Genomic DNA, 22,113 nt, shown 5'->3' with positions numbered 1-22,113 from the left:
GGGGGCGCCCGCGCCTGTTTGGTTTGCCCTCCCTGCGGTGGTTGGCGGGGGTGTTGGGGGGGGGGGGGGGCGGGGGGCTGGGGGGGGCCGCCCCCCCCCCCCCCCCCCCCCCCCCCCCCCCCCGGCCGTAGCTCCGACGCGTCCCATTCGTCCTGACGCGGGCTCCGGTATCCGGCCTGCGCTCAGTTTAGCGGTGCAATCAACATCCATTCAGCGCACCAAAATGGCGGGAATTTTCTCAAAAATACGCGATATGTATCGATATTTTTATATTTTTTATTGATTTTTGTGCGATTAAATAGTTGGATTTGCCATCGGATAAATTAGTTATTCTGTTGATTTCTCCCCTCAGGTCCGCAGCCGAAGGCCGATACAGGTCTGCGTGGAGAGCCGCGGTGTCGTGCGGGGCATCTCAGATCGAGCAGATTTGATCGCGTCTCACGCGATTGGCAATACATTCCGGTTATTATATATGTATATTTGATAAAAAACTTTTCTTATTATATTATGATCTACTATATATTGCAAAAGTGATAAAAAATTTATATAGGCGACCAATTGAATCGATTCGAAGCGCCCGGCCAATATTCTTGGCGGACTGATCTCGTCGCGCATTTTCTGGCGGCTCCTGCGTCGACCGCGCAAGCGTTGCATGTTTGTCACAGACTCCAAGGGCAGATTGGTGAATATTTGATGCATAGATTGAGAGCGACAGTCCATGCGCCTCCGTTCACTGGTGATCTCTGCATTGACGATGGGGCTCGCAGCAGGCGGCTGTAGCATACATCCGTTGCCCCAGGACGTGACCGGCTCAGACACTTATGAGATCGTGCAGAAATTCCGCTGCGAAGTTCGATCTGCGGTTTTGATACGGCTGACGAGGGGCATCATCCGCTACGAGGGCGAAGAACGCGCGAGAGATATTTTTCAAGGCATTGGAAATGGCCGTATAAAATGGGCAGACATCCGTAAACATCTCAAGAGCAGATTTTTGCTCGACGCCATAGATCGCTATTCCGGATCGACAATACTCTATGATTTTTCTCTCACGATGGCAGAGAAGAACATCATGAGCGGTGGCCCGACGCTCACCCGGCCGTTCACGCGCGGCTCCGATACGATCGGAATATCGCTTTCGACGGACAATGAGCGCCAGAATTTGCGTACTTTCACGATCCGAGATTCCTTCGAAAAGGTCATCATAGACCTCGAGCAAGATTGCCCCCAAGCACCGCCTCCGCAGAATTTCGATTATCCAATCGCTGGATCGACACGCATCGAGGAGACGATAAAAACCTTCCTAGATTTGAATGAATCCGGCAATCTATCAATCAAGGCCGGGATCGAAACACCAACCCTATCCGACGAATTATTGTTTACGACCAAGAAGGGCGCGACGATCAATCCGGGATTCACATATACCCCGATCGGCAGAATATTCGAGATATCGGCGCTGGCCGGAAAGTTCGATGTCAATCGGGAAGACATCCACAAAGTAACGCTTGTTCTGGCCCTCCCGAAGCCGGGATCCAAACCGACTCCTCCGACGATTGCCGAGACGTTGCTCGCTGCCGAGCAGCGGCTCGCCTTGTCGAAGCAGTCATCCGTCGACCTGAGCCTGCAGAGAATCGGAGACAGACTGAGATGACCAAACCCAAAAAGCCCGCAGCACCGAGAACCCCCAATAACGAATTTGCTCGCATCGAGGATTGCAGCATCAGATACCTGCCGGATGTCATAGCGATCGTCAAAGAAATCGTCGAACGCGGCCTGGAAGCCGAATTCGTCGCCGGATGTAAAGATAAGCATTATTTTGTTGTCGCAACAGACTCGACACGGAAGTTCATACACGATTTCATGGTCAATCATAAACTTACGCCGGAAAATCAACCACAGTTCGAATCAATGGTGTACGGCAAGCGGTGCGACTGATATCAGCGATCGTCGGAAACGACCTTTGGTTCCGCCCTCGAATCCTCGCCGAGCCTTTGGCTTGAAGTCGAAAGTTCGAGATGGATCAAAGGCCCTATCGATCTCGGGCTTGCCCGGGATCGAATCGGCGCGCCGGCATCTCGGGCCATCGGCATGATCCGTCGCGGTCGGTGAACCGGCAACGCGTCGCACCCCTCTCCGGCCGGGATCCAGGGTCGTGCGGCGGAACCGGGATACGCAGGGGGCCGACGATCTTTCGCGAGGTCCAGGCAGCGGCCCGGGATGCGGCCGCTACGCCGCCCGCAACGTCTCGATCTGCTCCAACGCCGCCGCCCGCGCGGCCTCGATCCGGCGCTGGAGTTCCGGCAGGTCGGCCCCGGCGAGGCAGGCGCCCTCGATCTCGCGGCAGAGGTCGGACAGGCCGGTGAAGCCGAGGAGCCCCGCGGCGGCGATCATCGCGTGGGCGTCGCGGGCGAGGCCGGCGCGGTCGCCGCTGCGGGCGCGGAAGCGCTGCTCCAGCTCCGCCGCCAGCATCCCGAGCAGGCCGTCGATCCGCTCCGGCCCCATCAGGCTGCGGGCCGCCGCGAAGGCCTCGAAGTCGATCAGCGCCGGAAGCGGCGCGGAGCCGCCATCGGCGCGGTGGCGGGCGATGGCGGCGGCGAGTTCGGCGCGCTTGAACGGCTTGCCGACATGGCCGTCCATCCCGGCGGCCCGGAAGGTCTCGAGCTGGGCCGGCAGCACGTTGGCGGTCATCGCGACGATCGGCACGGTGCCGGTGGGGCCGGGCAGGCTCCGGATGGTGCGGGTGGCGGTGATCCCGTCCATCCCGGGCATCTGCACGTCCATCAGCACGAGGTCGTAGGGTTTCGCCCGCACCGCCTCGATCGCCGCCGCGCCGTCGCCCGCGACGTCGACGCTGTGACCCTCGGATTCGAGCACCGCCCGGGCGAGGTCCTGGTTGATCGGCACGTCCTCGACCAGCAGCAGGCGGGCCGGGCGCACCGGCTCCGGCCGGCCCTCCGCGGCCTCCGCCGCCGGCGCCGGGCAGGCTGGCAGCGTCACCCGGAACCAGAAGGTCGAGCCGGCGCCCGGCCGGCTCTCGAGGCCGATCGTGCCGCCCATCAGCTCGACCAAGCCCTTGCAGATGGCCAACCCCAAGCCGCTGCCGCCGTATTGCCGGCGGATCGAGCCGTCGACCTGGCTGAAGCGCTGGAACAGGCGGCCGTGCTGCTCGGGGGCGATGCCGATGCCGGTGTCGGCGACGGAGAAGCGCAAGGCGCCGCCCTCGGCCTCGACCCGCAGCGCGACCCGGCCGGCGGGGGTGAACTTGACGGCGTTGTTGAGCAGGTTGAGCAGGATCTGGCGCAGGCGGTCGGGATCGCCCCGGACCCAGTCCGGGACCGTGTCGCCGAGGGCGACGTCGAGGGCGAGGCCCTTGGGCTCGGACAGGCCGCGCACGATCGAGGCGGCGTTGTCGACGAGGGCGGCCGGCGCGAACGGCACCTCGGCGAGCGCGATGCCGCCGGCCTCGATGCGCGAGAAGTCGAGGATGTCGTCGACGACGGTGAGCAGCGCCCCGCCCGCCGAGGCGATCCGGTCGAGGTAGCGCCGGTGCCGGCCCGGCAGGGTGCGGTCGGCCAGCAGCAGGTCGGCGTAGCCGATGACGCCGTTCAGCGGCGTGCGGATCTCGTGGCTCATCGAGGCCAGGAAGTCGGTCTTGGCCTGGCTCGCCCGCTCGGCGGCGATCCGCGCCTCTTCCAGGGCGCGAGCGTGGCGCTGGCGCTCGCCGACATCCCGGAAGGTCGCGATGATGGCGGGCTCGCCGGGCGCCGCGCCCGGGATGCGCCGGAACGCCCCCTCGACCCAGACCCAGGACCCGGTGCGGTGGCGGGCGCGGCAGACGACGCTCACCTGCGTCTCGCCGCCGGCGAGGCGGCGGGCCTGGGTCACCAGGAGGGCGAGGTCCTCGCGGTGGACGCAGTCGCGCAGGCGCATCGCCACCGCCTCCTCCGGCGTGTAGCCGAGGAGGCGGCGGACCGCCGGCGAGACGTAGCTGCGCCGGCCGTCGTCGTGGGCGAGCACGATCAGCTCGCTGGTGTTCTCGGCGAGCAGCCGGTAGCGCGCCTCGCCGGCCGAGAGCATGCCGGCGGCGCGCCGCGCCTCCGCCTCGAGGTCGCGGTGGCGCATCAGGGCCCGGGTCAGCCCGAAGCCGAGGCCGACCAGCACGGTGCTGATCCCGAGCACCACCGCGGCATCCTGCTGCACGCCCTCGCGCCAGGCCGCCAGGGTCTCGTCCTTCGCGACGCCGGTGGTGACGAGGAGCGGCGCGCCGGCGACGCGCTGGAAGCTGCCGTAGCGCGGCACGCCGTCGATCGGCGAGGCATTGCCCCCGAAGGTGCCGCCGGCGGCGCTGGCGGCGGCCCGCATCAGGGTGCCGCCGGCGACGCTGCGGCCGACCTTGTCGGGCACGTAGGGGTGGCGCACCAGGATCACGCCGTCGCTGCGCAGGAGCCCGATGGCGCCGTTGGGCCCGAGATCGAGCCGGCCGTAGAGCCGCTGCAGCTCGGAGAGCGACAGGTCGGCCACGGCCACGAGCGGCGTCTCGCCCGGGCGCGGCACCACCAGCCGGGCGACGCTGACGAACCAGGAATCGGCCGGCCCGACCCGGGTCGGCGAGCCGACCGCGAGCTCGGACTGGCCGACCGACAGGGCGGCGCGGACGAGGTCGGCGTCGGTGGCGCGGCCCTCGGCCCCCGCCCCGCCCTGCGCGAACAGCACGCCGTCGGTGCTGCCGTCGAGCACCCGCACGGCCATCACCGCCGGGATGTGGGCCATCAGGCCGGAGAGGAGCTGGCGGGTGTAGTTCTGGCTCGCCCCGAAGGTGTGCGCGTCGACCCGGGCCGCGGCGGCGCTGAGCAGCATGTCGACGGAGGAGACGAGGCGGTTCGCCTCCTGGCCCAGCGCCTGCACCACCGCCTCGGCGGTGCTCTGCGCGTCGCGGATCGTGCGCTCGTAGTCGCGGGTGTCGGTCCAGACCGTGACCGTGGCGAGGCCGAGGCAGGTCGTCAGCACGCCCGCCCAGACGCCGCCCACGAGAGAACGGTAGGACCGTTTCAGGTTCATCTCACACGCGCCCCGCGCCCCGCGCCCCCTCCGGGAGTCGCGGACGGCCCGACCGGACGGGCCGTCCCCTCAGGGGTACGGGGCCGACCGCCCCGCCGCAAGTGGATCTTGTGAGAGCAAGCGTGGGGTTAAGGCGGCTACATCGCCTCGAAGCGGATCGGCTGGGCGCCCTTCAGCAGCGTCATGCGGCCGAGGTCGTAGACGTGCTCGATGCCGGTGGTGATGGTCAGGAAGTGGTTGCCGGCGAGCTGACCGACCTTGCTGGCGAAATGCACGCCGCCATACGCGAGCAGGATCTCGGTCTCGCTGATGCCGCCCGGATAGAGGATCATCTGGCCCGGGGCCGGGTAGCTGGTGTGGTTCTCGTAGCCGACGCCGAAATCGAGGTCGCCGAGGGGCATCCACACGCCCTCGCCGCTCCAGCGCACGTGGATCACCTCGCTCACGAACGGCAGCGCCTTGAGGAAGGCGGCGCAGGTCTGGGGCGCCTTCTCGAGCTCGAGCCGGCCGACGAGGTCGAACGGGCCGGCCTTGATCTTCAGTTCCTTCACGGAGTGTCTCCTGGTGGGTGTCGAGAAGTGGACCCAGTCCCTAAAGCGAGGGACGGGCCAGGGAGTCCGGCCGCAGGGAATCCGGCCGCAGGCGGCGCAGCACGTCGACGAGCAGGCGCGTCGCCACGTCGACATCGGCCGCGGTGACGGATTCCGCCGGGGAGTGGCTCAGCCCGCCGGCGCAGCGCACGAAGATCATGCCGATCGGGCACAGGCCGACCAGCGCCAGACCGTCATGGCCGGCCCCGCTCGGCAGGTGCAGGGGGCGAAGGCCGAGGCGCGCGATGCCCTCGGCGAGGGCCTGCATCAGCCCGGGCGCGCAGGCCGCTGCCGGCTCGTCGTAGCTCGCTTGAGCGCTCACCGCGACGCCGCGGCGCTCGGCGATGGCCGCGAAGGCGGCGGAGAGGCGCGCCAGGGCCGCGTGGCGCAATGCGTCGCTCGGGCTGCGCAGGTCGAGGCTGAAGCGGGTGAGCGCCGGGATGACGTTGACGGCGCCCCGCGGCACCTCGATCTGGCCCACCGTGGCGACGAGGTCGGGGGTGCCCTTCGCCTCGGCCTCGATCGCCAGCACCATCTCGGCCGCCGCCGCGAGGGAATCGTGGCGCAAGCTCATCGGCACCGTGCCGGCATGGCCCGCCCGGCCCTCGACCGTGACGACGAGGCGGCTCGCCCCGGCGATCGCCGTGACGATGCCGACGGCCAAGTCCGCCTCCTCCAGGACCGGTCCCTGCTCGATATGGACCTCGAGGTAGCCGAGCACGGAGGCCGGATCGCGGGCGAGGCCCGCCACGCCGTCGGGGTCGCCGCCGAACTCGCGCAAAGCCTGCGCCAGGCTCACCCCGTCGCGGTCGCAGCACGCGAGGGCGCCGGGCGAGACGAGTCCGGCGAGCCCCCGCGAGCCCGTGAGGGTGACGGGGAAGCGCACCCCCTCCTCGTCGCCGAAGGCCAGGACCTCGATCGCGAAGGGCAGCCGCTCGCCGAGCCGGTGCAGCTCCTGCACGGCGGCGATCGCCGTCACGACCCCGAGATTGCCGTCGTAGCGGCCGGCATTGCGCACGGTGTCGATATGCGAGCCGAGGAGCAGGGTCGGGGCGCCCGGCACCGCCGCCTCGTAGCGGCCGACCACCGTCGCGGCGGCGTCGAGCCGGGTCGTCATCCCGGCCTCCTCCATCCAGGCCGCCACCTGCCGGGCGGCACCCGCATGGGCGGGGGTGAGATAGAGGCGGGTGAGCCCGTCCGCGTCGGCGCTGAATCGCGCAAGGTCGTCGAGGCGCGCCATCACGGCGTCACCGAGGGACGTGTGGCCGGGGGACGTGGGTTCAAGCGGCCGGTCGTGCTGCATGGCGGTCGGAGTCCGATCGATGTCCCGCAGGTCTCAGTGGCCCTGGGGTATGGCCGAGGCGGAGGGCTGTCCAGCCGCCCCATGGTTCATGCCGGGCAGGACCGCGTCGGCCGGGATGTCACCGTCGAGGACCCGGCGGGCTCGCTCGCGGTCGATGTCGCCCTCCCAGGAGGCCACCACCACGGTCGCCACGCAATTGCCCACGAGGTTGCCGAGCGCCCGGGCGATGCCGATGAACCAGTCGACCGACAGCACCAGCACCAGGCCGATCACCGGGATCGCCGGCACCGCCGAGAGCGTGGCGGCGAGCACCACGATCGCCGAGCCCGGCACGCCGTGCGCGCCCTTCGAGGTGAGGAGCGAGATGCCGAGGATCAGCGCGAGGTCGTGGAAGGACAGGGCCGTGCCGGTCGCCTGCGCGATGAACACCGTCGCCAGGGTGAGATAGAGCGAGAAGGCATCGAGGTTGAACGAGTAGCCTGTCGGGATGACGAGGCCGACGGTCGAATCGCGGATGCCGAGGCCCTCGAGCTTGCGCATCACCTGCGGCAGCACGCTGTCGGACGATGCGGTGCCGGCCACCACCAGCAGCTCCTCGCGCAGGTAGGCCAGGAGCTTGAACAGGCTGAAGCCGGAGAGCCGCAGGATGCCGCCGAGCACCACCACGACGAACAGCGCGACGCCGACGTAGAACACGGCGACCAGCTTGCCCAGCTGGAGGAGCGAGCCGGCGCCGTAGCGCCCGACCGTGAAGGCCACCGCGCCGAGCACGCCGAGCGGCGCCAGCCGGACGATGAGGCCGATCACCCGGAAAAGGACCGCGGTGATCCGCTCGATCGACAGCGCGAGCGGCCGGCCGCTCTCGCCGAGAAGCGACAGCCCGGCGCCGAACAGGACCGCGATGATCAGAACCTGCAGGATGTCGCCGCGGGCGAACGCGTCGAAGACCGTGGTCGGGATCAGCTTGAGCAGGAACTCGGTGGTGTTGGTGACCTGGCCCACATTGGCGGTGTAGCCGGCGATCGCCTTGGCATCGAGGGTGGCGGGGTCGATCCCCATTCCCTCGCCGGGGCGGACCACGTAGGCGAGGACGAGGCCGAGCACGAGGGCTGCCGTCGTCACCGCCTCGAAGTAGATGAGCGCCTTGAGCCCGACGCGGCCGACCTTGCGCAGGTCGCCGGCCCCGACGATGCCGTGCACCACGACGCCGAAGACGAGGGGCGCGATCGCCATCTTGATGAGCTTGATGAAGCCGTCGCCCAGGGGTTTGAGCGCCACCGCGAAGCCCGGCCAGACGATGCCCACCACCACGCCGAGGATCAGCGCGATCACCACCTGGCCGAACAGCGAGCGGAGGAAGCGGGGCATCGGAGTTTCCTGACCCTGAAGGGAGACGGTCCCGCGCGGGGGCCGGCGCCCTCTTCTCGTGCCCGGACCGTGAACCTCACCACTGGGGCCGGCTGCCCTGGACGTCCAATATTCCGTTGCGTATGGTCCAGTCGTTTTTCGTCTGGATCCGGCCGATCGATCGTGGAATTGCGGCACCTTCGCTACTTCGCGGCGGTGGCGGACTCCCTGAGCTTCACCGCGGCGGCGGAGCGCCTGGGCGTCTCGCAGCCGCCGCTGAGCCAGCAGATCCGCGACCTCGAGGCGGAGCTGGGCACCGCCCTCCTCTGGCGCACCAGCCGCAGCGTGGCGCTCACCCCCGCCGGCACCGCCTTCCTCGCCCGGGCGCGGCGCATCCTGGCGGAGGTCGAGGAGGCCTGCGACGAGGCCCGGGCCGTCGGCGCCGGGCGCACCGGCACCCTCGATATCGGGCTCACCGGCTCGATCCTGGCCGGTCCCCTCGGGCGGCTGATCCGGTGCTTCGGCGCGCGCTATCCCGACGTCCTGGTGCGTCTGCACGAGATGCCGCCGGGCGAGCAGCCGGCGGCTTTGCACGCCCGCCGCACCGACCTCTGCTTCCTGCGCGCACCCCCGGACGATCCGACCCTGCGGGCGGTGCGGGCCTGGCCCGAGGCGGTCGGCGTCGCCCTGCCGGCGGGCCACCCGCTGGCAGCGCGCGCCGCGCTCGCCTTGCGCGATCTCGCCGACGAGCCCTTCGTCTCGCTGCGCCTGCGCGATTCGCGCTTCGCCACCTCCCTGCGCGAGGCCTGCCTCGCGGCCGGCTTCGCGCCGCGGATCCTGCAGCAGGTGGTCGAATCGGCCTCGCTGGTGAACCTCGTGGCGGCGGGCCTCGGCGTCGCCCTGGTGCCGGCCTCGATCGGGGCCCTGAAGCGGCCGGACATCGCCTACCGTCCGCTGGCCGGTCCGGCCCCGGTCGCCGATGTCTGCGCCCTCCATCGCGTCCCGGCCGGCGCCGTGACGGAGAACTTTCTCGGGCTGATGCGCGACGAACTCGGCGGCCACCGGGAGGGCGCGGCCGCCCCGTAGGGTTTCTGAAATCTTCATCCGGCGATAATCAGGGCCGCCGCGCGGGGCCCGCGCGGCGTGAGGTTTGTTGGATTCCAGGTGATCGAGGGTTCGCGCATGACCGAGAAGACCCGCGTCGCCGTCCTGTACGGCGGCAGATCCGGCGAGCACGAGGTCTCGCTGCGCTCCGCCGCCTCGGTGATCCGCCACCTCGACCGCGACCGCTTCGAGGTGATCCCGGTCAGCATCGACAAGGCCGGCCGCTGGCAGCGCCACGATCTGCGCCGCATCACCCAGACCAGCGACGAGAGCCTGGCGATCCCGCCGGAGAGCCCCGAGGTGCGGCTGGCGCAAGGGACAGGCGGACGCGCCGCGGTGGTCGCCCTCGACGGCGAGCCGGCGCGCGCCGAGATCGACGTGGTGTTTCCGGTCCTGCACGGGCCGCTCTGCGAGGACGGGACCTTGCAGGGCCTGCTGGAGCTGACCGAGACGGCCTATGTCGGCTCGGGGGTGATGGCCTCGGCGGTCGGCATGGACAAGGACGTCACCAAGCGGCTGGCCGGCCTCGCCGGCATTCCGATCGCGCCCTACCGCGCCTTCACCCGCCGCGCCTACGAGCGCGGCGCGATCTCCCTCGACGACATCGCCGCGACCCTGACGCTGCCGGTCTTCGTCAAGCCCTGCAACATGGGCTCCAGCGTCGGCATCCATAAGGTCAAGGAGTGGAAGGACCTGCCGGCGGCGCTGGCCGACGCCTTCCGCTACGACGTCAAGGTGCTGGTCGAGCAGGGCATCGACGCCCGCGAGGTCGAGGTGGCGGTGCTCGACGGCGACCCGCCCTTCGTCAGCGTCGCGAGCGAGCTGAACCCGCAACCCCACCACGATTTCTACTCCTACGCCGCCAAGTACCTCGACCCCGAGGGCGCCAGCGTGGATCTCCCGGCCAACATCACGCCGGCGCAGATGGAGCGGGTGCGCGTGCTCGCGCTCCAGGCCTTCGAGGCGCTCGAATGCAGCGGCATGGCCCGGGTCGACTTCTTCCTCGACCGGCAGACGGGTGATTTCTACCTCAACGAGATCAACACCCTGCCGGGCTTCACCTCGATCAGCATGTACCCGCAGATGATGGAGGCCTCCGGCGTTCCCTATCCGGAGCTGCTGACGCGGCTCGTGGAGCTGGCGCTGGAGCGGCACCGGACGCGGCGGGGGCTGAAGCGGGACTTCGAGGGATAAAGGGGAGCCTTCGGGCTCCCTGCCGACCGCGACGCGCCCGTCGCCGCCCTGGCCTGGGGTCGGCAAGACGCCGACCGAAGCCCGAGCAGCCCCGCTCGCGTTGCGCCACGGATCCACGGCATTGCCGTTCAGCCACCCGTCGCGGACGACGGTCACCCATTGCCCGCTCTAGAGCACTTCACGATCGCGCTGCAATCGCGAAGCTCTCTAAGTGTTTGTTTTGCCGCATTTTCTTCGACGAACCGGTATCCACTTCGTCGGAAAATGCTCTAAAATCCCCATGCCCCTCCCCGGCCTCGTGCAGGCCCGGACCCGCGGCGAGCCTGATGTCGGTCGATGAACCGGCATCCATCTCGCCGGAGGTTGCGCCAGCGCTCCGCGGCCGTCCCGCTCCGGCGACCCCGAAGCCTTGCTCGAAGACAGGCGGCGTGCTGCGACAGACCGGGAATGCGAAGCCGGCGGTGGCCACACTGCGCTCGCGGCTTGCCATGACTGGATTTGATACTCCAGATACCTGCATTGTTCCTGTAGACGCTGCGCCCTCTCCTAGATGAAGCGTGAGGCGGTGCCCCGGATCACGACGGCGGTCTCCCGTTTCGGCTGGCGATGTCGCCCGTCCCGACCGCCCTGCACGATCCGGTCGACCACGACGCGTCGCACCTCGTCGCCATGGGAAACGATTCCTGCACACTGCTTACGAGACAGAAACAAATAATACATTTATCTTGAATGACAGTTGCAAGCTCAGCACAGGCATTCAAATCAGTATGCAGAAACAATAAACTGCATTACCGCGCATCTCTCCAAAGCATAGGTTCTCCCTGCGACCAGGTGGCAGCGTCCGGACACGATAGTCGGAGGTAGTATAACCTCCGAATTCAAGCACTGAACGCTCTGCCTCGCGATCCTCGCTGCTGAGCAGCGAAGAGCCACCGCAGAGAGACGTAGATCATGGCGAACCTGACCTGGAAGCCCAACGTGACGGGCTCTTTCACCGACGCTGCGAACTGGCAGGAAGGCGTCGCGCCGCAGGCCGGCGACACCGCGACCCTGGCGAGCGCCGGCACGGCGAACGTCATCGGCGAGCAGGGCAGCATCCTGCCGAACAACGTCTCGTTCGCGGTCGGCGTCTCGCAGGTCAACTCCCAGCAGGCGACGACCAGCAACTTCAGCCTGACGGACACCACCGTCCCGACCGGCTTCACCCTGAACGCGACGCTGCCCGGCGGCAGCTACCAGGGCGGCACGACCGGCCCGGTGATCCAGACCGGGCTCGGGATCCACGGCGCCGTCAATTTCCAGGGCACGATCAATGTCGGGGCCGGCGATCAGGTCGGAGCGGGCATCGACGCCAGCCGCTTCAGCACCGCGACCGGCGCCTTCAACGACACCGGCACCATCAACCTGAACGGCACCAGCCAGAACCTGGCGCTGATGAACGTCAATGTCGGGACGCAGCAGGGCAACGCGACCACCAACGTCTATGCCAATTACGGCACCGTCAACATCAACAACGGCATCTTCGTCGCCCGCGCCGCCGACGCCCCGACGAGCGGTGCGGCCACCGGCACCAGCACATTCAACCTCGGTACCAACGGCTATCTGCGGACCGAGAACGACTTCCACGCCAACACGACCGTCAACTTCATGAGCGGCAACAGCAACCGCCTCCTCATCGCGCCCGATTCCGGCAACCGGATCGCGTTCGGCGGCACCATCAACGGCTTCCAGTCGGGCGACCGCATCGGCCTGCTCAACACCGCCGCGGTCGGCTCCCTGAACTACGATTCGGCGAGCCAGACGCTGCAGGTCCTCAACACGACGGGCGGCTCGATCGCGAACCTGCGGGTCGCCGGCGCCTACACCACGGCGAACTTCTCCTTCGCGCAGAACACCACCCCGACGGGATCGGGCGAGTTCACCAGCGAATACGACATCCGCACCAACGTCGTGCTGTGCTTTTCCGGCGGCACGCGGATCCGCACCTCTACCGGCGAGATCCCGGTCGAGCGTCTTCGCGTCGGCGACCGCGTCGTCACGGCCGAGGGCCGGCTCCGCCCGATCACCTGGATCGGCCATCGCCACCTCGCGGCCGACGCCGGCGCCCTGCCGCACGACCGGCAGCCGATCCGCATCCGCGCGAACGCCTTCGGACCGGGGTTGCCCGCCCGGGACCTGCGCCTCTCCCCCGGTCACCCGGTCCTGGTCGGGGCGGACGAGGACGGCACGGGCGGGGTGCTGGTACCGGCGATGTGCCTGATCAACGGCACCAGCGTCGTGCGCGAGCCGGCGCGCGCGGTCACCTACTGGCACGTCGAACTCGACGCCCACGACATCCTCCTCGCCGAGGGCCTGGCCGCCGAGAGCTATTACGACATGGGCGGCCGCGCCTGGTTCACGGGCGAGGGCGGTGCGCTCATCGATCCGGACTTCGTGCCGGCCAGCGCGCACGGCCGCTGCCGGCCGGTGGCGGTGGACGGGCCGCTGGTCGAGGCCGAGCGGGCGCGCCTGTCGGCTGCGTTCGCGGCGGCCCTGGGTGCCGATTGCGCCTGGGAGGAGGCCGGGCGGTTCACGTGGCTCGCCGCGTGACCTGATTCCGTCGAGCAAGTCCGGCCGCGCCGCCCGGGGCCGCGCGGCCGAGCCGCGACACTGCGTCGGCCTCACACCGGCGCGGCCATCCCGGCACCACCGCTCCCCTCCCCCACCCGCGCGATCTCCCACGGCGGCGCGATCTCCTCCCGCGTCGCACACAAGCCCGCCCGGACCATCGCCCGCCCCGCCCCCGGCGCCGCCGTGAGGACGCAGAACGGCACCGCGAGCAGGCTGCCGAGGGTGAGCGGCAGGCTCCAGGCGAGGAGCGCCGGCGAGACGAGGGCCAGCGTCCCGCACACCACGACCCCGAACAGCGTCACGCCCCACAGGGCGCGGAACGCCTCCCCCCAGCGCACGCCCCGCGCGTCCCGGTCCTGCGCGCTCCACGATCCGGACTGGCCGAGCGCCAGCCCGAACATCACCCCGGTGAGCCGGACCGACGAGGCGCCGAGCAACAGGAACGAGGCCGCGATCTCGGCCGCCATCCCGGCGAGGAAGCGCATCCCTCCGCCATGGGCCGCCCGGGCCTCGCGGTCCGCCAGCACGGCGGCGTAGCCGGCGAGCTTCGGGGCCAGCGAGAGGAGGAGCCAGGCGAGGTAGAGCGAGGCGGCGCCCATCACCTGCCCGCCCATCGCCTGCCCATCTTGCGCCGGGCCCCCTTGCGTCGCGGCACGCCAGGGCAGGAGCAGGAGGGCGAGCGTCAGGGCCGGCGGGTTGAGGAACATCATCACCGCCCAGGCGAGCTGGAACCGGCTCATCGGCAGCAGGCCCGGGAGGCGGGGCAGGCGCAGATACTGGAGGTTGCCGCGGCACCAGCGGGCGTCGCGGGTGAGGTGGTCGAGGAGCGTCGGCGGGTTGTCCTCGAAGCTGCCCTCCTCGAGCGGCAGCACCCGGACCTCGTAGCCGGCCCGGCGCATCAGCACCGCCTCGACCTGGTCGTGCGACAGCACCGCCCCGCCGCCGCGCAAGGGCGGCAGCCGGCAATGGGCGGCGAAGGGGGCGATGCGCACGAGCGCGTTGTGGCCCCAGAACGGGCCGCATTCCGCCCCCCACCAGGCCGCACCCAGCGTGTAGGGCAGCATGCCGTGGCGCATGCCGAACTGGAACAGCCGGGCAAAGGCGCTGCCCGCCGGCGCGCCGACCGCCAGGCTCTGGAGGATGCCGAGGCGCGGATGCGCCTGCATGATCCGCACGAGGCGCAGGATCGCCGGTCCGGTCATCAGGCTGTCGGCGTCCAGCGGCAGCATCAGGTCGGCGTCGCTGCGGGCGCAGAACTCCTGCAGGTTGCCGGCCTTGTAGCCGGCATTGTCGGTGCGCCGGCGGTAGTGGATCCGGGCCGCCTCCCCGTCGGGCAGCCCGGCGCGCCAGCCCGCGACCCACGCCTCCTCGGCCCGGATCACGCCCGGCTCGTCGCTGTCGCTCAGCACGTGGTACCGGAAGGCCGAGCCGTGCCCGGTGCGCTCCAGGCTCTCGCGCACCAGGGCGAGGCGCGCCAGGGCCCGGTCCGGATCCTCGTTGCGCAGGGTCATCACCACGGCGGTCGTGAGATGGAGGGGGGCCTCCCCCGCCGCCGCGTGGGGGGCGGCCGCCAGCACGCCCGCCGGCCCGGCCCGCAGCAGCAGGAAGCCGATCGCGGCGTTCCAGAATCCCAGCACCGTCCAGGGCAGGGTGGCGAGACCGCAGGCGAAGAACGCGAGGTCGAGCCCGTCGAACCCGTCCTGCACCAGCACCGTCCAGAGCGCCGCCGCGAGGCCCAAGGTGGTGGCGAGGCAGAGCCCGAGCACCAGCCAGCGCCGGCGCCGCAGGGTGATGCAGGCTTGCAGGCCCGTCGGCGTCGTGAGAGGAGCGCGGGACGCTCCCTCCGCGAGGGTGACCACCGAGGAGTCGGTTTGCGGCATCGTCAGGCATCCGGGAGCGGCACGGCGGACGCCGTGCGGGCGCTCTGGTATAGCGCAGCCGGCCAGGCGGAGCTGCGGCAAGAGCGCCTGTCCCCACCGGGCGAGGACGAGGTGCGGGCGCGCACCCTGTGGACGGCCCTGAGCCGCGGCACCGAGCGGCTGGTCTTCGAGGGCCGCGTTCCGGACGCGGTGGCCGGGCGGATGCGGGCGCCGGCGCAAGGCGGCGAGTTCCCGTTCCCGGTCAAGTACGGCTACTGCGCGGTGGCGGAGACGGAATCGGGCGAGCGCGTCTTCGCGCTCCAGCCGCATCAGGAGGCGTTCAATGCGCCCCGGGCCGCCCTCTGCCCGTTGCCGGAGGGCCTGCCGCCGCGCCGCGCCGTGCTCGCCGCCAACATGGAGACGGCGCTCAACGCCCTGTGGGAATCCGGCGCCGGGCCGGGGGACCGGATCGCGGTGGTCGGCGGCGGGGTGGTCGGGCTCCTCGTCGCCCATCTCTGCGCCGGACTGCCGGGGGCGGACATCTGCCTGATCGACCGCGATCCCGCCCGGGCGGAGACGGCGCGGGCGCTCGGGCTTGCCTTCGCACTGCCGGAGGCGGCGCCGGTCGAGGCCGACATCGTCTTCCACGCCAGCGCCAGCGAGGCCGGGCTGGCGCTCGCCCTGTCGCTCGCCGGCGAGGAGGCGGGAATCGTCGAGCTCAGCTGGTACGGCGAGACGCCGGTGGCCGCCCCCCTCGGCCTCGCCTTCCACGCCAAGCGCCTGCGCCTCGTCGCGAGCCAGGTTGGCGCCGTGGCGGCCTCGCGCCGGCCGCGCTGGAGCCACCGGCGGCGCCTGCTCAAGGCGCTCGACCTGCTGTGCGACGAGCGCCTCGACGTCCTCCTCACCGAGGAGGTCGCCTTCGACGACCTGCCCGCCGAACTGCCGCGCCTCCTCGCCCCCGGCGCGCCGGGCCTGTGCACCGTGATCCGGTATTGAAGGGAAAGCTGCCCATGTACGCCGTCGAGGTCCGCGACCACGTGATGATCGCCCACAGCTTCCGGGGCGAATTGTTCGGGCCGGCGCAAGCCCTGCACGGGGCGACCTTCGTGGTCGACGTGGCGTTCTTCCGCGACAGCCTGACCCCGGACGGGGTGGTGGTCGATATCGGCCGGGCGAGCGAGGCGCTGAAGGCGATCCTCGCCCCGCTCAACTACCGCAACCTCGACGACCTGCCGGAATTTTCCGGCGAGAACACCACGACCGAGTTCCTGTGCGGCCACATCCACCGGGCGATGGCCGCCGCGACCCGGGCCGGCGCCCTCGGCCCCGGTGGCGAGGGGGTGAGTCGCCTGCGCGTGACCCTGCACGAATCCCATTTGGCGCGGGCCTGGTTCGAGGCGCCGCTCGCCTGATGCGTCTCGTCCTCGCGGTTCCGGGCGACCTGTCGGCGCCGACCGGCGGCTACGCCTATGCCCGCAAGCTCCTGGCGCACCTGCCGGCGCAAGGGGTGGCGGTGACGCATCTCGCCCTGCCGGGTGGATTCCCGGATCCAAGTTCCGACGATCTCGCCCGCACCGCCACCCTCCTGGCGCAGGTGCCGGAAGACGCGGTTCTCCTCGTCGACGGCCTCGCCTACGGGGCCCTGCCGCCCACAGTGATCCGCGCCGCCAGGCGCCCGGTGGCGGCCCTGGTGCACCACCCCCTCGGCTACGAGACCGGCCTGTCGCCGCAGCGGGCGGCCTCGCTCGTCGCCGGCGAGCGCGCGGCTCTGGCGCTGGCGTCCCGCGTCGTCGCGACGAGCCGCTACACCGTCCGCCTGCTCGCCGCCGAGTTCGGCGTGGCGCCGGAGCGGATCGCGGTCGCCGAGCCGGGCACGCCGCCGAGCCCCCGGGTGGCGCCGCGGCCGGGCCCGCATGTCCGCCTCCTCGCGGTCGGCACCGTCTCCCCGCGCAAGGGCTACGACGTCCTGGTGCGGGCACTCGCGACGCTTGCCGACCTCGACTGGTCGCTGACGATCGCCGGCAGCCTCGACCGGGCGCCGGAGTGCTGCGCCGCCCTGCGCGACCAGATCGCCGCGTCGCCTCTCCGGGACCGCATCGCGCTCGCCGGCGCGGTGACGCCGGAGGCGCTCGACCGGCTCTATGCCGAGGCCGACCTCGCGGTCTCGGCCTCGCTGTTCGAGGGCTACGGCATGGCGCTGACGGAGGCCCTGGCGCGGGGCCTGCCCCTCGTCGCCACCCGCGGGGGCGCCGCCGCCGAGACGGTGCCGGCGGGCGCCGGCCTCACCGTGCCGCCCGGCGACGTGCCCGCCCTCGCCGCGGCGCTCCGCGGGCTCATCGCCGATCCGGCCCGCCGGGCCGGGGCCGCCGCCGCGTCCTGGGCCGCCGGCCAGCGCCTGCCGGACTGGCCCGACACCGCCGCGGCGATCGCCGCCTTCCTGAGAACTCCGGCGTGAGGACAGCATGAGCGGCTTCAGCCCCGACTGGCTCGACCTGCGCGAGCCCGCCGACCACGCCGCCCGCGACGCGGGCCTCGTCGCCGCCCTGGCACGGGCGCTGCCGGAGGCGGTGCGGGCGGTCGATCTCGGCTGCGGCACCGGCTCGAACCTGCGGGCGCTCGCGCCGCATCTAGGCCCCCGGCAGGACTGGATGCTCGTCGACCACGATCCCGCGCTGCTCGATGCCGCCCGGCAGCGCCTCGCGGCCTGGGCCGACCGGGCGGAGGACGTCGGAGACGGCCTCGTCCTGCATCTTGGCGCCGCGCGGATCGCCGTGCGGTTCCGCGCCCTCGACCTCGCGGCCGATCCGGCGGCATCCCTCGCCGGGCGACCGGACCTCGTCACCGCGGCAGCCCTGTTCGACCTCGTCTCGGAGGCCTGGATCGCCGCACTCGCGCAAGGAGTCGCCGGCGCCGGCGCGGTCTTCTACACCGCCCTCACCTATGACGGGCAGGAGAGCTGGACGCCGCCACACCCGGCCGATGCCGCGATCCACGCCGCCTTCCTGATGCATCAAGCCGGCGACAAGGGGTTCGGGCCCGCCGCCGGTCCGGGCGCCACGGAGGCCCTGGCGCAGGCGTTCCGGGGCCACGGCTTCGCCGTCGAGACTGCCGCCAGCCCCTGGCGCCTCGGCCCGGGCGAGGCCGCGCTGCTGCGCGCGCTCGCCGACGGCACGGTCCGGGCGGCGGCGGAGACCGGACGGATCGCGCAGGACGATGCGGCAGCCTGGGCGGCGACGCGGCAATCCTCCGGCACGGCAGCGGTCATCGGGCACCATGATCTCCTGGCACTACCGATTTCAGGCGCGGAGCGGGCGGCCTGACGATCCCAGGATTTTCCACACGAGCACCATTCCGGTGAATCGTTTACGCGGCGAGCCCACCGCCTCGGACCGGAAGGCCGGCGGGCGTTACGATCTCCGGAGGATTCCTTCCGGAGATCGTAACGAGACCATCACGGCGACACGACGATCACCCTTCGCGCGCTTCATACGCCAAGCTGCTTGGGTCGCTGCCCTCGCCAACAGTATCTAAGGCGGCGCGATCCCGTTTCTGCTCGTCGAACGGCGCGTAACCGTGATCGACCTTTGACAGAATACTGACAACAGCGTCCGGCCGCATTCGTCCATAAGCCACCGGCTGCAAGCGCCCGTCATCATCCCTGATCTGACCTTCCGGTTTCTATAGCTGCTATCATGCAGTCGCTTCTCAAATAGCCCGGCCCAAAATACCAACTAAATCACTCCTGCCGGCGTTGCGCCGAAATTGGCTGATCCTCGTGGGCAATCGCTTATTTTTATGATAAACATCGCAGAAATACTACAATTAATATATAATATATTATGGATCGACTCAGATGAATCTCTTCATATACAATATAATTGCTAGCTATAACGTCCACTCAATGCAGTCGAACACTCCAGGTCGGACCCGTACGGTTGATTTTTTCGCAGCCGCATGTTCAAATCACCACCGTGCCGCGGTGTGCGAGACAGCACAGATTGGGATCAACTCATGTTCGAAAGCTATAGTTTTATTGACATGTTCGGACCCATTCATGGAAGTGGCTGGTATTCGCCAGAAATTCATGACGGTCGGACGTTCCGTTGGAGCAAGGCCGATTCTGCGTCGCATATAAAAATACCCCTCTTCAATACGACAAAGCTTGATATTCGATTTCTGATTTCGTTCACCCCTCAGGAACACCAGCTGGAAAATTTGAAGTTGGAGGTGGACGGCATCAATTTTGATTTCCTTTGGTCGTTCCTCGGTCCCTATTGCAGCATCTGGGGTACGTTGATCACGCCTCAACAAAAAACATCGGCGATACTTCGCATATCGGTTCCGGAGGTCATTCATTCGCCGAGTTCGCCCGATAAAAGGTCCCTTGGACTGGCGATCAACGCCATTGAGATAGTCGCCAAAGATGGGGTTTCGCACCAAGTCCCAGGAATGGATATGCGCGAACCACTCAAAAGCGATACTGTGAGTCAAGTTCCAGAAATAACTATGCATGAAACACCGAAAGGTGATACTTTGAGCCAAGCTCCCGGAATGGACATGCATGAAACACCTGAGCAGCCAGTTTTCAAGAAATGGGCCCGGCGATATCTTCATGGACAATTCGGCTCACGGAGAATGTAAGAAATTCGTCACTTTGTGCGTAGCGCGATCGCATCCTATGGCATGATAGGATTTAGCAAATCCTCGTTTTCCGGCTTCGTGCCCGTGCTCGCCAACTTGGCCGTCATGGTCGACGGGGGCCCGATCACTCTGGGCGCCGGAGATCCCGACCCACTCAGTGGTGTAACGAATACGGCTTTGTCTGCTTCGAACTGACCCATCGTCTGACGCGCCATCGCGCGCGGATGAACTACATTCGGCCGAATTCATGCAAGAGCCGGCAGCATAGCTCATGCTGCCGGCGCGATCCTCACTGAAGCCGTGAAGGTGCATCACTGCCGCTCCGTCAGTTGACACGTCCGACGGCGGGGACGCCGCCACCGGTGCCGACGGCCGAGCCGGCCCCGAGCCAAAGGGTGGTCGCCTGCGAACCTCTGACCGCGCGGTGCTGACGGGTTTCCTGGTAATTACCCGGAGGGTATCGGGACGGCCCGGTTTGGGCGGAGCGCGGGTGACAGGTGGCCCCCTTGCCGGATCACAGTCTTGCTGATTCCCTCTCGGGATGAGCCGCAGCGATCTCGAACGCCTGAGCAGGGAAGAGCTGATTGAGTTGGTGCTGAAGCTGCACCGGCCCGAGAAGACCTCGCGCACCTCGTCCAAGCCGCCGGCGAGCGACCGCAAGGAGCGGCGGGAGAAGGCCCGCCCGGGCGGCGCCAAGCCCGGGCATGAGGGCCACAAGCGGGCGCTGACCGCCGATCCGGATCAGGTCGTCGAGCATCGGCCAGCCTCGTGTTCGGCCTGCGGCGAGCCCCTGCCCACCGATCTGCCGGCCGAGGTGATCGGCGTTCATGAGCGGATCGACCTGCCGCTGATTCGCCCGATGGTCGAGCAGCACCGGCGCCTGTGCGTGACCTGCCCGGCCTGTCGGACCCGGGTCGTCGCCCAGCGGCCAGCGGGGGCCGACGGCGACGCCGTTCGGGCCGCGGCTGCACGCGGTGGCGACGCATCTGAAGACATTGCAGGCGCTGTCCTACGAACGGTTGCAGGCCGTCCTGTCGGACCTGTTCGGACTGACGATCAGCCAGGGCGGTCTGATGAACCTGCTGCGGCGCGCGCAAGGCTGCTGTGCCGAGGCCCGGGACGCCGCGCTGGCGCGTCTGCGGCAGGCGCCCGTCGTGGCCTCGGACGAGACCGGAGTGCGCATCGAGGGCGCCAACAGCTATCATTGGGTGTTCCGCTGCGAAGACGCGGTGGTCCATCACGCCGCCCTGAGCCGGGCGGCGGCCGTGGTCGGCGAGGTGATGGCCGGGCACCGGCCGACGGTGTGGATTTCGGACCGCTACTCGGCCCAGCAGGGTCACGGCGAGCGCCAGCAGACCTGCCTGGCGCACCTCGCCCGCGACGTGGCCTACGCGGTCGAAGCCGGCGACGACCTGCTCGCGCTGCGGCTCAAGCTGTGGCTCGACAAGGCCTTCGGGCTCACCCGGCGCCTGACCGAACTGGCGGCCTCGACCCTGGCGCGCAAGCGGCGCGAACTGGAGCGGGACTTCGACGCTATTCTGAAGGCCCCAACGACGTGCGACCTGGCCCAGGCGCTCCAGGCCCGGATGTGCCAGGCGCGCGAACAGCTCCTGACCTTCATGGCCTTCCCGGGCAAGGTGGACGTGACGAACAACGCCTGCGAGCGCGACCTGCGGCCGGCGGTCGTCCAGCGTAAGGTGACGAACGGCTATCGGGCGATGTGGGCCGCCAAGGGCGAGGCGGACGTGCGCACCGTCGTCGCCACCGCCGCCCTCAGGACCAAGGCGACCCACTTCGCCACCCTGCTCGCCACCATCACTGCCTGATCACCTCCCCGCTATCCCAACACAGGACGTGCCGGCGAACGCGTGTGCCGAAAAATACCACGTGGGTAATTACGTTTCCTGTTCGTGCTGCGCTTAGGCGCGCCCCGGGAACTGCTGGCACAGGAGGTGGGCTGCAGTTCGGGTTACGACCTGCTGGCGGCGCTTGCGCGGATCGGTCGGACGCCGAGGTGTGGGACTGCTTGCAACAGGCATTGCTCGATCGGTTCGGCCGCCGGAACGGTATTACCGTTGGCCGTGCCTCGCTCGGCGACGCCTCGATAGCTGTCAAAGCGACGTCCGGTGACGGGCCCAAACTGACCGATTGCGGCAAACCAGATACGAAGCGCTATGTCCTCACCAATGCCCCGGGGCATCCGTCTCGCGTTGAAGCAGACTGGGGCCGACGTACACGACAGCCAGATGCTGGAGGCGGTCGTGGCTGCCGTCCCGCCCACAATGATTTTGCTCAACGCTCCTGAACAATCCGAGCCAAGCCTCAGACGGTCACCGCCCACGCCTCCTATGAGTCCGCTGAACGCGTCAATGCCCTCGCGACCAATCGCGCGGCTCGTTCGGCGCTGTCT

Annotated in this window: 16 protein-coding genes and 2 pseudogenes; 12 read left to right on the top strand and 6 right to left on the bottom strand. The window is 69.1% G+C overall.

Annotated elements, in window-relative coordinates:
* The first annotated feature begins 718 nt into the window (after positions 1-718).
* The gene (locus ABZT49_RS14255; RefSeq protein WP_355286690.1) at positions 719-1,648 is read left to right on the top strand and encodes a hypothetical protein; all 930 of its coding nucleotides are present in this window, start codon (positions 719-721) and stop codon (positions 1,646-1,648) included.
* Positions 1,645-1,932, top strand: coding sequence for a hypothetical protein (locus ABZT49_RS14250; RefSeq protein WP_355286689.1), 288 nt, complete (start codon positions 1,645-1,647; stop codon positions 1,930-1,932). The genes ABZT49_RS14255 and ABZT49_RS14250 overlap by 4 nt, the downstream gene beginning before the upstream one ends.
* 291 nt (positions 1,933-2,223) lie before the next feature.
* On the opposite strand, the gene ABZT49_RS14245 is transcribed toward ABZT49_RS14250, so the two are convergent.
* The 4 genes from ABZT49_RS14245 to dctA form a co-directional block, all read right to left on the bottom strand.
* Positions 2,224-5,055 (bottom strand): ATP-binding protein, encoded by a 2,832-nt coding sequence (locus ABZT49_RS14245; protein ID WP_355286688.1) that lies wholly within the window; start codon positions 5,053-5,055, stop codon positions 2,224-2,226.
* 137 nt (positions 5,056-5,192) lie between these two features.
* Positions 5,193-5,606 (bottom strand): DUF3830 family protein, encoded by a 414-nt coding sequence (locus ABZT49_RS14240; protein WP_048450618.1) that lies wholly within the window; start codon positions 5,604-5,606, stop codon positions 5,193-5,195.
* Positions 5,607-5,646: 40 nt separating this feature from the next.
* Positions 5,647-6,948, bottom strand: coding sequence for an allantoate amidohydrolase (locus ABZT49_RS14235; RefSeq protein ID WP_355286687.1), 1,302 nt, complete (start codon positions 6,946-6,948; stop codon positions 5,647-5,649).
* Positions 6,949-6,981: 33 nt separating this feature from the next.
* Positions 6,982-8,316, bottom strand: a complete 1,335-nt coding sequence (dctA, locus tag ABZT49_RS14230; RefSeq protein ID WP_355286686.1) for a C4-dicarboxylate transporter DctA — start codon at positions 8,314-8,316, stop codon at positions 6,982-6,984.
* Positions 8,317-8,478: 162 nt separating this feature from the next.
* Here dctA and ABZT49_RS14225 point away from each other — a divergent pair, with 162 nt between their 5' ends.
* Both ABZT49_RS14225 and ABZT49_RS14220 read left to right on the top strand, forming a co-directional pair.
* Positions 8,479-9,381, top strand: coding sequence for a LysR substrate-binding domain-containing protein (locus tag ABZT49_RS14225; protein WP_355286685.1), 903 nt, complete (start codon positions 8,479-8,481; stop codon positions 9,379-9,381).
* Positions 9,382-9,477: 96 nt separating this feature from the next.
* Positions 9,478-10,593: a D-alanine--D-alanine ligase family protein gene (locus ABZT49_RS14220; RefSeq protein WP_355286684.1), complete on the top strand. Its 1,116-nt coding sequence runs from the start codon at positions 9,478-9,480 to the stop codon at positions 10,591-10,593.
* 178 nt (positions 10,594-10,771) lie between these two features.
* Here ABZT49_RS14220 and ABZT49_RS14215 read toward each other — a convergent pair whose 3' ends face one another.
* The gene (locus ABZT49_RS14215) at positions 10,772-11,083 is read right to left on the bottom strand and encodes a hypothetical protein (protein ID WP_355286683.1); all 312 of its coding nucleotides are present in this window, start codon (positions 11,081-11,083) and stop codon (positions 10,772-10,774) included.
* A gap of 461 nt (positions 11,084-11,544) precedes the next feature.
* Here ABZT49_RS14215 and ABZT49_RS34285 point away from each other — a divergent pair, with 461 nt between their 5' ends.
* Entirely contained in the window at positions 11,545-13,182 is a 1,638-nt protein-coding gene (locus ABZT49_RS34285) for a Hint domain-containing protein (protein ID WP_407943502.1), read from the top strand.
* A 71-nt stretch (positions 13,183-13,253) separates the two neighbouring features.
* Here the strand turns inward: ABZT49_RS34285 and mdoH are convergent, their stop codons facing one another.
* Positions 13,254-15,083, bottom strand: coding sequence for a glucans biosynthesis glucosyltransferase MdoH (gene mdoH, locus ABZT49_RS14205; protein ID WP_355286682.1), 1,830 nt, complete (start codon positions 15,081-15,083; stop codon positions 13,254-13,256).
* A 33-nt stretch (positions 15,084-15,116) separates the two neighbouring features.
* Here mdoH and ABZT49_RS14200 point away from each other — a divergent pair, with 33 nt between their 5' ends.
* The 7 genes and pseudogenes from ABZT49_RS14200 to ABZT49_RS14170 form a co-directional block, all read left to right on the top strand.
* On the top strand, positions 15,117-16,058 hold the full coding sequence (locus ABZT49_RS14200; protein WP_407943501.1) for a zinc-dependent alcohol dehydrogenase: 942 nt from the start codon (positions 15,117-15,119) through the stop codon (positions 16,056-16,058).
* Positions 16,059-16,072: 14 nt separating this feature from the next.
* Positions 16,073-16,474, top strand: a complete 402-nt coding sequence (locus tag ABZT49_RS14195; protein ID WP_355286681.1) for a 6-carboxytetrahydropterin synthase — start codon at positions 16,073-16,075, stop codon at positions 16,472-16,474.
* Positions 16,474-17,517, top strand: coding sequence for a glycosyltransferase family 4 protein (locus ABZT49_RS14190; RefSeq protein ID WP_355286680.1), 1,044 nt, complete (start codon positions 16,474-16,476; stop codon positions 17,515-17,517). The genes ABZT49_RS14195 and ABZT49_RS14190 overlap by 1 nt, the downstream gene beginning before the upstream one ends.
* A 7-nt stretch (positions 17,518-17,524) precedes the next feature.
* Positions 17,525-18,382 carry a class I SAM-dependent methyltransferase gene (locus tag ABZT49_RS14185; protein WP_355286679.1) on the top strand — a complete coding sequence of 286 codons (858 nt, stop codon included), beginning with the start codon at positions 17,525-17,527 and terminating at the stop codon, positions 18,380-18,382.
* 691 nt (positions 18,383-19,073) lie between these two features.
* Positions 19,074-19,703 carry a hypothetical protein gene (locus ABZT49_RS14180; protein ID WP_355286678.1) on the top strand — a complete coding sequence of 210 codons (630 nt, stop codon included), beginning with the start codon at positions 19,074-19,076 and terminating at the stop codon, positions 19,701-19,703.
* A gap of 541 nt (positions 19,704-20,244) precedes the next feature.
* Positions 20,245-21,529, top strand: a pseudogene (tnpC, locus tag ABZT49_RS14175) (IS66 family transposase).
* Positions 21,530-21,607: 78 nt separating this feature from the next.
* A pseudogene (locus tag ABZT49_RS14170) lies at positions 21,608-21,982 on the top strand (IS5/IS1182 family transposase); the annotation flags it as partial.
* Positions 21,983-22,113: the final 131 nt, after the last annotated feature.

Source organism: Methylobacterium sp. EM32 (assembly GCF_040593685.1).
In the GTDB taxonomy this organism is placed as follows: Bacteria; Pseudomonadota; Alphaproteobacteria; order Rhizobiales; family Beijerinckiaceae; genus Methylobacterium.
This window is presented reverse-complemented; position numbering and strand designations above follow the sequence as displayed.

Coding starts and splice junctions, on each gene's coding strand:
- ABZT49_RS14255 (WP_355286690.1), top strand. CDS start 719: ATGCGCCTCCGTTCACTGGTGATCTCTGCATTGACGATGGGGCTCGCA.
- ABZT49_RS14250 (WP_355286689.1), top strand. CDS start 1,645: ATGACCAAACCCAAAAAGCCCGCAGCACCGAGAACCCCCAATAACGAA.
- ABZT49_RS14245 (WP_355286688.1), bottom strand. CDS start 5,055: ATGAACCTGAAACGGTCCTACCGTTCTCTCGTGGGCGGCGTCTGGGCG.
- ABZT49_RS14235 (WP_355286687.1), bottom strand. CDS start 6,948: ATGCAGCACGACCGGCCGCTTGAACCCACGTCCCCCGGCCACACGTCC.
- dctA (WP_355286686.1), bottom strand. CDS start 8,316: ATGCCCCGCTTCCTCCGCTCGCTGTTCGGCCAGGTGGTGATCGCGCTG.
- ABZT49_RS14220 (WP_355286684.1), top strand. CDS start 9,478: ATGACCGAGAAGACCCGCGTCGCCGTCCTGTACGGCGGCAGATCCGGC.
- ABZT49_RS14215 (WP_355286683.1), bottom strand. CDS start 11,083: ATGGCAAGCCGCGAGCGCAGTGTGGCCACCGCCGGCTTCGCATTCCCG.
- ABZT49_RS34285 (WP_407943502.1), top strand. CDS start 11,545: ATGGCGAACCTGACCTGGAAGCCCAACGTGACGGGCTCTTTCACCGAC.
- mdoH (WP_355286682.1), bottom strand. CDS start 15,083: ATGCCGCAAACCGACTCCTCGGTGGTCACCCTCGCGGAGGGAGCGTCC.
- ABZT49_RS14195 (WP_355286681.1), top strand. CDS start 16,073: ATGTACGCCGTCGAGGTCCGCGACCACGTGATGATCGCCCACAGCTTC.
- ABZT49_RS14190 (WP_355286680.1), top strand. CDS start 16,474: ATGCGTCTCGTCCTCGCGGTTCCGGGCGACCTGTCGGCGCCGACCGGC.
- ABZT49_RS14185 (WP_355286679.1), top strand. CDS start 17,525: ATGAGCGGCTTCAGCCCCGACTGGCTCGACCTGCGCGAGCCCGCCGAC.
- ABZT49_RS14180 (WP_355286678.1), top strand. CDS start 19,074: ATGTTCGAAAGCTATAGTTTTATTGACATGTTCGGACCCATTCATGGA.